The sequence below is a fragment of the Psychrobacter frigidicola genome (assembly GCF_007997305.1).
In the GTDB taxonomy this organism is placed as follows: domain Bacteria; phylum Pseudomonadota; class Gammaproteobacteria; order Pseudomonadales; family Moraxellaceae; genus Psychrobacter; species Psychrobacter frigidicola.
Genome location: NZ_VORZ01000002.1, coordinates 434,663 through 447,861 on the forward strand (window position 1 = coordinate 434,663; position 13,199 = coordinate 447,861).

8 protein-coding genes are annotated in these 13,199 nt (G+C 42.8%); 4 read left to right on the forward strand and 4 right to left on the reverse strand.

What is annotated here, in order from left to right; genetic code table 11:
- On the reverse strand, positions 1 to 1,329 hold the full coding sequence (locus ES754_RS08450; RefSeq protein WP_147223734.1) for a homoserine dehydrogenase: 1,329 nt from the start codon (positions 1,327 to 1,329) through the stop codon (positions 1 to 3).
- A gap of 338 nt (positions 1,330 to 1,667) precedes the next feature.
- Positions 1,668 to 2,525 carry a DsbC family protein gene (locus ES754_RS08455; RefSeq protein ID WP_147223735.1) on the reverse strand — a complete coding sequence of 286 codons (858 nt, stop codon included), beginning with the start codon at positions 2,523 to 2,525 and terminating at the stop codon, positions 1,668 to 1,670.
- A 458-nt stretch (positions 2,526 to 2,983) separates the two neighbouring features.
- Between ES754_RS08455 and ES754_RS08460 the strand changes: the two genes are divergently transcribed.
- Positions 2,984 to 3,913, forward strand: coding sequence for a DUF808 domain-containing protein (locus ES754_RS08460; protein ID WP_147223736.1), 930 nt, complete (start codon positions 2,984 to 2,986; stop codon positions 3,911 to 3,913).
- Positions 3,914 to 4,023: 110 nt separating this feature from the next.
- Here ES754_RS08460 and ES754_RS08465 read toward each other — a convergent pair whose 3' ends face one another.
- Complete coding sequence (locus tag ES754_RS08465) at positions 4,024 to 8,580, reverse strand: Rne/Rng family ribonuclease (protein WP_147223737.1); 4,557 nt, start codon at positions 8,578 to 8,580, stop codon at positions 4,024 to 4,026.
- 980 nt (positions 8,581 to 9,560) lie between these two features.
- On the opposite strand from ES754_RS08465, the gene ES754_RS08470 reads away from it, so the two are divergent.
- A complete protein-coding gene (locus ES754_RS08470; protein ID WP_147223738.1) occupies positions 9,561 to 10,574 on the forward strand; it encodes an RluA family pseudouridine synthase in 1,014 nt (337 codons plus the stop codon).
- A gap of 75 nt (positions 10,575 to 10,649) precedes the next feature.
- Positions 10,650 to 11,345 carry an HAD-IA family hydrolase gene (locus ES754_RS08475; protein ID WP_147223739.1) on the forward strand — a complete coding sequence of 232 codons (696 nt, stop codon included), beginning with the start codon at positions 10,650 to 10,652 and terminating at the stop codon, positions 11,343 to 11,345.
- A gap of 186 nt (positions 11,346 to 11,531) precedes the next feature.
- Here ES754_RS08475 and yihA read toward each other — a convergent pair whose 3' ends face one another.
- Positions 11,532 to 12,269 carry a ribosome biogenesis GTP-binding protein YihA/YsxC gene (yihA, locus tag ES754_RS08480; protein WP_147223740.1) on the reverse strand — a complete coding sequence of 246 codons (738 nt, stop codon included), beginning with the start codon at positions 12,267 to 12,269 and terminating at the stop codon, positions 11,532 to 11,534.
- Positions 12,270 to 12,600: 331 nt separating this feature from the next.
- Between yihA and ES754_RS08485 the strand changes: the two genes are divergently transcribed.
- Positions 12,601 to 12,936, forward strand: a complete 336-nt coding sequence (locus tag ES754_RS08485; RefSeq protein WP_147223741.1) for a c-type cytochrome — start codon at positions 12,601 to 12,603, stop codon at positions 12,934 to 12,936.
- Positions 12,937 to 13,199 lie beyond the last annotated feature (263 nt).

The window sequence follows — 13,199 nt, forward strand, 5'->3', positions numbered from 1 at the left end:
CTATGCCAATTCATCCAAGCGAATACGCACGACTTTGTCAGTAATAGCATCAAGTTTTTCGATTTTCTCAATCGCTAGATTCATCTGACTCTCGACTACTGGCAAGGTCAAGATAATGATCGGTACTTGCCCAGCTTTGTGTGCAGGTTTTTGTAAAATTGCATCAATATTAATACCGGCATCGCTCAGGATACGGGTAATATCGGCTAATACGCCTGGATTATCATAAGCATGGACGCGTAGATAGTAGCCAGTAATCATTTGCTCAGCGCGTAATATTGGGGTATCAGAGAGTTGCTTCGGCAAAAAAGACAAATGCGGTACATGATGGCCATGTTGACTGGAATTATCTGTGCCCAATACGCGTACTAAATCCATGACGTCGGCCATGACTGCAGAGGCCGTTGCGCCTGCACCCGCCCCGTCACCATAATAAAGCGTCTGCCCAAGTGGATGTGAGTTTACCAATACGGCGTTCTTAACCCCATTCACATTGGCAAGTAACGCATCTTGTGGAATCAAGGTTGGATGCACACGCAGTTCGATACCTTCCTCACCTTTATCGTTAGTACGGCGAACCGCAAAGCCTACATGCTTGATACGGTAGCCCAATTCTTCAGCATAATTGACATCTTGTAAGGTAATAGCGGTGATACCTTCGCAATATACCTTGTCAAACTGTAACGGAATACCAAAGGCGATAGAGGCAAGTAGCGCCAATTTATGTGCCGCATCGATGCCTTCTACATCAAAAGTCGGATCGGCTTCAGCGTAGCCCAAGTCTTGCGCCTCTTTTAGCACATCGGCAAAGGGGCGACCGGTATCACGCATCTCAGACATGATAAAGTTGCCTGTACCGTTAATGATACCCGCGAGCCAATCTACTTTATTAGCAGCAAGCGCTTCACGCATAACTTTAATAATCGGAATACCGCCTGCCACTGCAGCTTCATAAGCCACATGGACGTTATTGGCTTCAGCTAAAGCAAAAATCTCATTGCCATGTTCAGCCAGCAGAGCTTTATTAGCAGTCACGACATGCTTACCGTGTTTGATGGCATGCATAATGATGTCTTTAGCGAAGGTCGTGCCGCCGATGACCTCAATGACAATATCAACGTTATCGCTGGCAGCGACGGCCATTAGATCATCATTTTGAATAATACTGGCGTCAATATCATCACGCTGGCGGCGCGTACCGACTTCGGTAATAATAATATCGCGCCCGCTGCGACGTTTAAGCTCGTCTAAGTTATCATTGATTAGATTGATCACGCCAGTACCGACAGTACCGAGGCCAAGTATGGCTAGTTTGATGGGTTTACTCACAGTATCCTCAAGAGGTTAAATAGATGAATGGGAAAGAGGGGATATAGGTCGCTATTATCTTAAATAATAAGGGCTAAAATTTATAATAGCGGATTAACAGAGGGTTGTTTTAAGTTGTATTACCGCTGCAGTTATCGTATTTAATATTCTATAGGGCTAACCTATTTTTAAAGCTGTCATACTGAGACAGTAATAAAGGTTACCGTATCATAGCGTCAAGCAGTAGCAGCGTCTACACTATACCTAAGGTAGTTGGCTGCTAAGGCTTATAACCGCTAATAGTAGTATGTATAATAGATTAACTATTTTGTATATATATATGACTTAGTTAATAATTACTACTGCGCTGCGTTCACGGCTTGTGCCAATTGCGCGGCTGGCAGGTAGCCACCCACTTGCTGACCGGATTCCGTAAAGATTGCTGGCGTTCCGTTCACACCAAGTCTAGCACCCAGCGCCATTTGTGCTTGTACCGGGCTATTGCAATTAGCAGCGGTCACATTCTGACCCGACTTAGCTTTATCCATTGCAGCAACACGGTCTTTACTACACCAAATCGCCTCCATTTTTGGCACGCTTTGCTGACTACGCGGCCATGCTAAATACCGCACTTCAATCCCTAATGCATTAATCTCGTCCATCTCTTCATGCAGCTTGGTACAGTAAGGACAGTCGGCATCTGTAAAGGAGTAAACAACGGACTTAGTTTGCCCTTTTGCCGGATAAATAATCATGTCCTTTTTATCGACCGCTTTTAGCGCCTCTTGCGCGGTACGTGCGACCAATGCACCACTGATATCAACAGGCTCACCGTCACCGACAGCAATAATTTGCCCTTGAATAATATGCTTGCCTAATTTATCAGTAAAAAACGCTGGCAGTCCTTCACCAGTCACCCAGTAAATATCACTCATATCTGTGGGTACGGCTGAAATAATTTTTTCTTCGATACCGGATGCCTTCAAGTTGGCTTGCAGTGCTTTTACCACTGCGGCATCACTATTGCCTACGGTCTTACTGGTGTTGGCTTGCGTACTATTAACGATACTGGCATCAGCCGCATTATTCGAGCAGCCAGCGGCTACCGTTATTAATAACACACTTACTAAAGCATGAGACAGCTTATTGGTAGAAAACCCACTTTTAAAAAGTTTGGTTGCAGAGGGCTTGAGTTGAGAAAAAGGGGAGAAAAACATATAACATTTCCTATAGGCAGGCGTACCTAATCGTGGTTTTTTGTGAAATCTAATAAATTGGTCGAGATGATGGTTAGAGTAAGCGATGAGTGCATACTGCGGTTGTACAGGATAAAAAATGATGGTTTTCAGAAAAATTTTATATTCCTTAATAATAAATACTAAAAGATAAAAAAGGAATTAAGCGTCCTATCTTAACATAATTTTCTAAATCACCGCTAAAACCTATTGGCGCGTTATTTTAAATATGGTGTCTCTCAATAGGTATTAAAATATCAAAAATAAGATACATTTATGCTATGTCATCTCACAGGCGGACTAGGTAATCTACTGCTAATAATGCGGTATCTATTATTATTTATTTAACTGTTTTTTGGCCTTATTATTATTTTAAGATGGTTCTATTATCATTTGTATTATATCCATTCATTTAAGCGAATTTACGCTGAGGAACACTTATGGCAGGTGCCAGTTTATTAACCCTACTTGATGACATCAGTTTGATATTAGATGATGTCTCGCTCATGACTAAGGTTGCTGCTAAAAAAACGGCTGGGGTCTTAGGCGATGACTTAGCGCTTAATGCTGAACAAGTGACTGGCGTCAGAGCAGATCGTGAGCTGGCAGTCGTTTGGGCGGTAGCTAAAGGCTCATTCGTCAATAAACTTATCTTGGTACCTGCAGCGTTATTGATTAGCACTATTTACCCGCCGTTAGTAACACTACTGTTGATGTGCGGCGGTCTCTACTTAGCTTATGAGGGCGCAGAGAAGGTCATTCATAAGTTCTGGCCGCATATTCTGCCGCATGATGAGGAGCAAAACGCACGATTGCGTGCCAATGCTGATGACACGGTTGACTTGGTTGCTTTTGAAAAGCAAAAAATAAAAGGCGCGGTACGCACAGACTTCGTGTTATCGGCTGAGATTATTGTGATTGCCTTAGGTGCAGCCGCTGGTGCAACATTGTTAGAGCAAAGCTTAGTTCTCGCTATCATTGCTATTGCCATTACTGTTGGCGTTTATGGGTTGGTCGCTGCTATCGTCAAAATTGATGATTTGGGTCTGTATTTGATGAAGAAATCGGGTAATGTAAAACAGAAGATAGGGGGGTTTTTACTGGCTGCTGCCCCAAAATTAATGAAATTTTTATCTATCGCTGGCACGTTAGCCATGTTCCTAGTGGGCGGTGGTATCTTAGTGCATGGTATTGATTTTTTACATCATGAAGTTGAAGATATCGCCCATTTGACTGGGGTGTTTGAGAGTCTAACTACTATGTTGTTAAATGGGTTAGTAGGTCTAATTATTGGCGTTGCGGTAGTGGCTATTGTAACTGTCATTGGTAAAATGCGTAATAAAGACCAAGATTCGTCAGCTGCACATTAAGTTACTAATCTAACAAAAATTTAAATTAAATATAAAAAGCCCCAAAGTTACTGGTAACTTTGGGGCTTTTTATAGGTTGCTATTTTTAGGTTGCAGTTACTAAGTTGATATTATTCACCGTCGCTATCTGAGTTATCAGACTCTATATTTTCAGCTTGTGTCGGTTTTTTATGATCCGTTTTAGGCTTACGTGTGCGCGATTTAGGAACTTTGGGCGTCGTCAAATTAAAGCTGCCTGTTTGTTGGAGCAGTTGCTCAGCAACACTCTCAATCATGTTTTTATAACTGGCAATGGTCGTTTTTGATTTACCAGCTTGGCTATCGTCTTTGACAGACTCTGCTTTTACCATATCGCTATCCGTAACTATCATATCGCTGTTCGCAACTTCCGCGTCGTCACCCTCGGCATCGTTTGGCTCACTACTATCAAGCTGCACGTTGTCTAGATAAAGTTGATCCGCTTGCAACGATTGCTTACTTTCAGCGCTGACATCGTCTGCTTGCATCTCGCCGGTTAACGCGGTTGCCTCAATGTCATGAACGTCTACTTGATTGGTTTCAGCTAAAGGATTCTCAGCGTCATCAGTAGGTTGACGATCTTCAATATCAAGGCGCTCACTGTCAGTACTCACCATGTCAGAGCTTTCAACTTGACTGTCATTAGCTACTATTTCAGATTGAGTGACATCACTGTTAATGTCACTATTAACGACGTTACTCATTTCTTGAGTATTAGTGCTTTCATAACGAGAGTTAGATTTTGTTTCAGCATCTTGGCTTGCCACAGTGGGCTCACTAACTGTCGTTGCTTCTAACACTACTGGCGCGTGATAGTCAGGATGTTGTCCACGCGGGTCATTGCTGGCACGTTCGCCAATAGCTCGTGGGTCGACTGCTGTTTTACCTTGTGCAGCGGCAAATTGGCTGACTGCTTGAGTCATTGCTCCAAAGCGAGTTAAGTAATCCGCTGCTAGAGGTTCGTAGCCATAATTGCTAAAGTTAAAGCTACTTTCATGAGCGTCGCTGGCGTTATTTTCGCTACCTTTAACGTCATCAGTAATGGCTTTACCATCTGTATCAGCAGTTTGCTGAGTATGGACAGTGATGGCGTCAATAAAGCTACGAATCACACCGTCATCTGCCAAACGGCTTTGCGCATCAGCAAGAGTGGCATGAATAAATTCGCCAACCGTACCACGAATAGCAAGTGAATTTGCAGTGGTTTTTTGAATAACGGGCTCAGTTGTGGGTACCGTCAACGTTGCTTGCAGTTGATCCTGCTGCTGACGAACAACGCGGGGATCATTACTGGCTTGGCCAAACTTATTGGCCGTCACATAACGCTTAGCAAATAATGCTGCATGGGTAAGCTCAAGCGCAGCACTACTGTCTGTGACATTGCTGTCTTTAGCTTCGTTGTTTTTGGTATGTGTAGTACCATTATTTTCAATACTAATAACCATATTGTCAGTAGGGGCCACCGTAGTATCGTTACTATCCGCAGTTTTCTGCTCAACTGTAGCGGTCGATTCGCTAGTTGTTGCCGCTTTAGCAACTACTGGCTCTTGTGCGCTTATGATGGACTCAGATGACTGTAAAGTATCTACAGCTGTTTCGCTGTCTGTAGTTTTATCATCGATCTGGCCATCAATTTGACCCGCTTCTTGACTATCGCTAGCTTTACTAACTTCATAAGCGTTAGAAAGTGCCTCGTCCTCAGTAGTACTGACAGTGTCAATAACAGCTGGTGTATGATCTATAGACTCATTGACCGTTTCTGTTATTGAATTTTCTTCACTGTGCTGAGCTGCACTATCCTCTTCGCTATTTTTTAGTGCGTCATTTGTTGATAAGTGAGGTTTAGTAGCGTGTTCCTCAGCTTGCTTGGTCACTATTTTTTCAGACTTACTATCATCTAAAGACAGATGAACCACTTCTGGGGCTTTAAGCTTAGGACGTGCCTCGTTGACCTGTATCGTCACCTCATTAGGGTCTTGATGGCGTACGGTGCTAGCTTGACTGTTGTTAGTAGTGCTTGCGTGACTGACATTATCTTGTGACGTCTGTTGTTTGGCACTAGTGTCAGTGGTTGCCGTCAATGTCTCATTGCGTTCAAGCTTACCGCGCGAGCTGCGTTGGCTGTGCGGCTTACGTTTGCTCCGCGTCTGCTCCTCAGTTGCGCTATCTTGACTGCGGTTATGAGAAGGGTCGCTACGCTCGCTGCTGCTTCCATTTTCCTGACGATTGTTACGACTGCGGGCGTTATCGTTACTGCGTTTGTTATCGTGTTCGCGTTTATCTTGGCTCTCAGATTGTTTGTCTACGTTATTCGCATTGGTACTATCGTTAACATTGTTTTTTGCGGCATTATTGATGTCACCGTTATCCGTTTTACTGTTATCCCTATGACCATTCTCATCGCGCTGGTCTTTTCTTTGATGGGGTTTTGAGGGTCTTGGCTTACGCGGCTGACGTCTTCTTCTATCGTCGCCATTGCTATCGTCGTTAGCATGGTTGTCGACGGAGCTGTCAGTATGACGACTGTTTGTCTGACGATTGGTATTGTTTTCTGACTGTGGGCTATTATCTAATTGTCTGCTTTGTGGTTGGCTCGTTTGCGGCGCTGACACTGTCTGAGCGCTACTCAAAGCCTGATTGTCGACTTGACCAAACGATCCTAAGCTTTGAGCGCCTGTATTTACTAGCGCTTCAATCGCTTCGGCGGCATCACGACTGCTGACGCTGGCTGAAGTCTGCGCTTGTGGCGCTTGGGCGAACAGATTAGACAACCAAGCAACTGCTTGCGGCTGAGCCGTAGGCGCGGCAGATTGAGCCGCTACAGGAACTTGTTGAGCGTTCTGGGTATTAACTTGGGCAGTATTGTTTTGGTTTACATTACTTGGAGTAGGTGTATTTTGAACAGGAGTGTTTTGGACTGCTCGAGTCGATGTCGTCGGCGCATTGCTATTTCTATTAGCGCTGTTTTGTTCGTTACTATTTTGGGTGTGTGACTCATTGCTACCATTTTGACGCGCATTTTGTGGGCTGCTTTGAGGGCTATTTGTGTTATCGGGCGCTTTACGGGGTTGACGCGTTGGCTGCTGCTCAGGACGCTCTTTTTCAGCGGTTTGCCAATCAACGTCATACCCTAAACCACTATGCTCTTGTTGCGTGTCAGTAATACGCTCATAACTTGAAGGGGCAAAGCCATCACGGTTAAAGTGTAGCTTAAAGTTGGGTGATTCGAGATGGGCATGCGGTAAGATAGTAATACGTGTGCCACTGTCTTGTTCAAGATAAACGATGCTATCGCGTTTCTCATTCAATAAGAATGCGGCAATATCAGTAGGTACTTCAGCTTGAACCTCACCTTGGCGTTCTTTTAGAGCAATTTGTTCAATCTCACGCATAATAGATAATGACAGTGAGCGCAAATCACGAATCATGCCATTGCCATGACAGCGCGGGCAGATATAGCCGGTCGACTCTTCTAAAGATGGACGTAAGCGCTGACGGCTCATTTCCATCAAACCAAATTTAGAGATATCGCCAAACTGTACACGCGCACGATCATATTTAGTGGCATCAACCAAACGCTTTTCTACTTCTTTTTGATGCTTATTGTCATTCATATCAATGAAATCAATGACAATCAAGCCGCCCATATCGCGCAGACGTAACTGACGGGCAATCTCATCCGCTGCTTCTAAATTGGTATGATAAGCCGTTTCAGCAACGTCTGAGCCTTTAGTCGATTTAGCAGAGTTGATATCAATAGACACCAACGCTTCAGTTTGGTCAATGACGATTGAGCCGCCAGAGGGCAAACGTACTTCACGCTGATACGCCGTTTCGATTTGTTTTTCAATATTAAAGCGTGCAAACATCGGCTCGTAATCGGTATATTTACGCAGTTTGTCCGCTTGGGTTGGCATGACCGCGTCAATAAAACCTGCCGCTTCGACATAAGCGTTTTCGTTATCAATCCAAATCTCAGCAATATCATCACGTAGATAGTCACGTACGGCACGCGTAACAACGCCGGCTTCTTGATGTACTAGGCGCGGTGAGGGATACTTTTGGTTTTGTTCTTGAATGGCTTGCCAAATATTGAGCAAGTGATTCAAATCATGCTGCAAGTCTTCTTGAGTTTTGCCAATACCAGCCGTACGAATGATGACACTCATACCTTTTGCCAAGTCAAGATTGCCCAGCATGCGCTTCATGTCTTCACGCAATTTGCCAGATATTTGACGTGAAATGCCACCACCACGTGGATTATTGGGCATGAGTACCAAATAACGACCGGCTAAAGATACATAAGTGGATAGTGCTGCACCTTTATTACCACGCTCTTCTTTTTCGACTTGGACGATGAGCTCATCGCCTTCTTTGATGAGCTTTTTGATATTCTCATCACGAGGGTTGCCGCTTAGATATTCAGCAGAGATTTCACGAATCGGCAAAAAGCCTTGACGTTGCGAGCCATATTCAACAAATACCGCTTCAAGCGATGGCTCGACACGAGTAACATGACCTTTATAAATGTTGGACTTTTTTTGCTCGCGGGTACGGTTTTCTAAATCGAAATCGTACAGATGGTTGCCTTTACACAAGGCGACACGAATTTCTTCGTTTTGAGTGGCGTTAATTAAAATGCGTTTCATATTGTTATCCTATGAGTACGCACAACAACAATAAGACTGTTTTTTATGGGGCAATGGCAAGAGCGGCTAATAGGAAAATTAGCGGAAGATAATAGAGAGTATTTGAAAGACAGTAGATGAATTAAAAATGCTGTTTTATAACCCTTCGTGTTTATAACTGCAGTTATTAAATCTAACCTAAAGTGGTCAATTTAAAGTTGTTATTAAGAATAAACATCAATGAGGTAGATTGTAAAGCTAACATCACTTGATTTATAGTTTCTATAACAGAAATTATTACTGTCAGTTATTAGTATCTAAGCCTCAATAAGCTTATTTGCTATTAATATAAGTTGTAAGCTTGTATTAACACGCTGCTGTTCTAAGGATAATACTTTAGGCTAAGCTATCTTATTTATCATTCATTACATCTTTCAAAAGTTACTAGTATCCTTGTTAGCTTCCGTTAGGATATCGCTGCGCTATTATTCAGCGGGGCGTACTTGGCAAACAGGGTAGAACACTGGTTCATCAATACAGTCGTATATAAGTCTTTCAATGATTATCATCTGTTTGACCGCTAATAGATAAGCAGCAGTAACTTCCTAATCTAAAACTATCATCACTTGCTCAACTGCGCGTACCAATAAAATTATAAATCTAATCGTAGTTATGCGCTAAATGAGTAAATTGTGTATGGTTGTCACGCAATAAATCGGTATATTTACCAATGTTATTAACGTGATTATGTGTGCTATTAGCACTATTTATTTGGCGTAGTACCACATGTTATTAGGCACTCTGCCTTAAAATTTAGATGACGCGTCCAATCTTACCAAGGTATGTATCAAGAACCTCGTTACTAGCAAGTAGTAAAGATGGCGATTGACTATCTAAAGCAATAATGATTATTGCCGTAACCTATGCGCAATTGGCGCTCAACATGCTAAACTATAGCAAATCTTTGTGTAAATACCTAACTAAAAATGACAAACTCTAAAATGACCGACGATGCAAACGCCCCTGAAGCCCCTGCCATCTTTAATAGTAAAACCCGTCCACAAAGCGCTGACGATGAGATAAGTAACTTTGAGAAAGTCAATTATCTTGAAGTGACACGCCATCAGCACGACCAGCGCTTAGATAATTTCTTACTTAATCGTTTGAAAGGTTTACCGAAATCACATATTTATAAAATGATTCGCTCGGATGAGATTCGCGTGAATAATAAGCGCTGTAAAGCGCATGATAGAGTAAGCCGCGAAGATGTTGTGCGCATCGCGCCGGTACAGCTTGCCACCCGTGATAAACCGATTATTAGCACTGAGTTTGCCAAAAGCTTATTACAACGAGTGGTCTATGAAGATGATGGTTTGCTCGTTCTTAACAAGCCTTCAGGTATTGCGGTACATGGCGGTAGCGGGCTAGATTTTGGCGTTATTGAAGCCATGCGCGAAGTGACAGGTAAAAAATACTTAGAGCTGATACATCGCATTGATAAAGACACGTCAGGTCTGCTCATGATTTCTAAAAAGCGCTCAACGCTCAAGGTATTACAGCAGCATCTAATCGACAAAACGATTCAGAAGCATTATTTATGCTTAGCGAAAGGGCAGCCAACGCTTAACGAGCAGCGTATCGATGCGCCATTATTGCGCTACACCCTTGCCAGCGGTGAACGCCGCGTGAAAGTCGATGCAAAAGATCCGCAATCCAAAGAAAGCCAGACTGATATTGTCGTGCATAACCGTTTTATGATTGCCAATCAAATGGTGAGCCTAATAGAAGCTAAACCGTTGACTGGGCGTACCCATCAAATACGGGTACATTTAGCCCACATTGGCCATGCTATCTTGGGTGACGATAAATATAATGTGCATGATAAATCAGGGGTTCATCGTCTGTGCTTGCATGCATGGCGCTTAGATATACCGGGTTACGAGCCGATTATTGCTCCGTTGCCAGAAGATATCGCAGCTTTATTACCAGTGGATACTGAGCTACCAAAAGTATAAGCTAAGCAACTTGTTTTAATATCACCATCATTCGTTAACTGCTTTTGTTCAAATGTTATACGCTAAGGTCAAACTATGGGTCAGTCAAATACCAATCAATCAGCATCATTGTCTACTGAATCTAGATTAGCGGATAAAACACTGATTATCTTTGATTGGGATGGCACGTTGATGGATTCGATAGGTTTAATTGTCGAGTCGATGCATGTGGCTGGAGAAGCGCATGGTTTTCAAACCACTGACCAAGAGGTAAAAGACATCATCGGGTTAAGTCTGCTCACGAGTATAGATATTCTATATCCTGAAGCAACTGCTACACAAAAGCTGGCGATTGAAACAAGCTATACCAATTATTATATTCCTAATAGCCACCGCACACCGTTCTTCCAGACTATAGAGGCCATGCTACAAACCTTGCAACAACAGGGCAAGCAGCTAGCCGTCGCAACTGGGAAAAAACGTCGCGGTCTTGACAGAGTATTGGAGGTTTCTAATAGCGCTCAATACTTCAAAATTACCCGCTGCGCTGATGAGTCTGGCTCTAAGCCTAATCCGCAGATGCTCACCGATATTTTAGAGCACACACAGAAAAATATTGCTGATGCGGTCTTTATCGGCGACAGTATTTATGATATACAAATGGCCAGTCAATTGGGTATGACCAGTATCGCAGTAAACTATGGAGCAGCCGCGAGCGACGAGCTTGCCGCGCAGCAGCCCAGCTATCAAGTAGAGTCGTCGGAAGAGTTGGTTGAGCTATTATGCGGTTAGAATAAATCAAAATAAGTAAGTTATAAAAAAAAGGGTTTATCAAATTAATGATAAATCCCTTTTTTTATCTTCATACTCTGCTTATACGTCTTTTTTTTCAATATTTTCTTGGTTAAGGACGTCCTGTTTAATAACGTCTGTTTCTATAACTTCTTGCTGGATAGTCATTTTTTCAGTGCTTTCTGTTTAGATAGCATCTTGTTTAGTAATGAATTGCTCATCAAGGGATTGCTCATTTAAAGCTAATGTAGCATTTTTATCATCGTCAAGTTTATACCGATACCAATTTCCCATTACACCAGCCAACTCATCAAGACCTTCTTTTCTAAGGGCTGAGAACAGCTGAATAGTGCAGTTTAGGCCTAGTTTTTTTAAGGCTTGACGAGTATTGAGAAGGGCATTTTTGGACGCGCCATATTTAAGCTTATCGGCTTTAGTTAGCAAGATATGGACGGGCAAATTGCCTGCTTTTGCCCAGTGTAGCATCTGCTCATCGAAGAACTTCAGCGGATGGCGAATATCGGTCAGGAGTACCAAACCTGCAAGGCTTGAGCGAGATACTAGATATTCCTCCAGCTCCACTTGCCATTCTTTCTTCATCTCAAGTGGCACAGCCGCATAGCCGTAGCCTGGCAAATCGACCAACCGTCTCTCTGTCTCGCCAATACTAAAAAAGTTAATCATCTGCGTGCGCCCAGGCGTCTTTGATGAGCGCGCCAGTTGCCGCTGATTGGTTAAGGCATTAATAGCTGACGATTTGCCCGCGTTCGAGCGACCAGCAAATGCCACCTCAAAGCCTGAATCAGGGGGGCAAAGACGAAAAGTCGGCGCTGAAGTCATAAACTCAGTTTGCTGAATACGCTGACGCGCCTTGGTGTTAAACGCCGCATGCTCAGCGGCGACATCTTTAAACGGGGTATGCATAAATGGCTCATTAACATTTGAAAAATTAGGTATAAATTCAGGAGGTATTATGAAGCTATTAAAATAAATAAAGGTGATTTTTTAGCCAGCAACTATTAGCTATTACATTGAAATAGCTATGGTTAGCATCATATAAATGACAGCATAACATTAAAGTAGATGGGCGCTTAGCAAAAGTTATACCCGACTAGAATAAGTTACGAATACTAAACTCAAGGCCACTATATTAATTTGACATATTTTGTTACAATGTTAGCAATTATCACAGATGAGAATGACATTAATTTGCTGTCACAGTGAACTTAAAATAAACAGTAATACGAGGTGTATAATGCGCGCAATAACCGCACTTTTAGCTAAAACTATCCATGCTTTGGGCGGCGTTATCGCAACACTCATAATGGGCACTGCGATAATGAGTCATGCCGTTGCTGCTGATATTCCAGCTATTTATAACAGCTCATGTGCTGCATGTCATGATAGTGGCGCGCTTAACGCACCCAAAAAAGGGGACAAAGTGGCATGGGACACTCTCAAACAAAAAAAAGGTATGCCAGTCCTACTAAATTCTGTCAAAAGTGGCATGATTCAAATGCCAGCTGGTGGGCTATGTGAAGACTGTAACGATGACAGTTATCGCAAGCTTATCGAGTATATGAGCAAATGATAACCCGCAAAATATTAACTATCACCGGCATTAGTAATATTACGAGACATTTGTGGCTTGAGTAGACTGACTCTCATGGAATTCATACGCAATTTTTAGTTATGGCAGACGTTATAATTCGGTGTTATTAGAAAAATGCTTAGATGCTACGATTAAGTAGGCAAATTGTACAAAGTCTTGCTATAATAATCGCAAATAAACCCTGATGTTAGTAAGTGGTTTCAGGCAGATTGTGATGAAGACCTCAGATTTATGAGTACCTT

What these genes read in the sequence shown, in the direction of transcription:
- ES754_RS08470 (WP_147223738.1), top strand. Translation starts at nt 9,561, where the DNA reads ATGACCGACGATGCAAACGCCCCTGAAGCCCCTGCCATCTTTAATAGT.
- ES754_RS08485 (WP_147223741.1), top strand. Translation starts at nt 12,601, where the DNA reads ATGCGCGCAATAACCGCACTTTTAGCTAAAACTATCCATGCTTTGGGC.
- ES754_RS08465 (WP_147223737.1), bottom strand. Translation starts at nt 8,580, where the DNA reads ATGAAACGCATTTTAATTAACGCCACTCAAAACGAAGAAATTCGTGTC.
- ES754_RS08460 (WP_147223736.1), top strand. Translation starts at nt 2,984, where the DNA reads ATGGCAGGTGCCAGTTTATTAACCCTACTTGATGACATCAGTTTGATA.
- ES754_RS08475 (WP_147223739.1), top strand. Translation starts at nt 10,650, where the DNA reads ATGGGTCAGTCAAATACCAATCAATCAGCATCATTGTCTACTGAATCT.
- yihA (WP_147223740.1), bottom strand. Translation starts at nt 12,269, where the DNA reads ATGCATACCCCGTTTAAAGATGTCGCCGCTGAGCATGCGGCGTTTAAC.
- ES754_RS08455 (WP_147223735.1), bottom strand. Translation starts at nt 2,525, where the DNA reads ATGTTTTTCTCCCCTTTTTCTCAACTCAAGCCCTCTGCAACCAAACTT.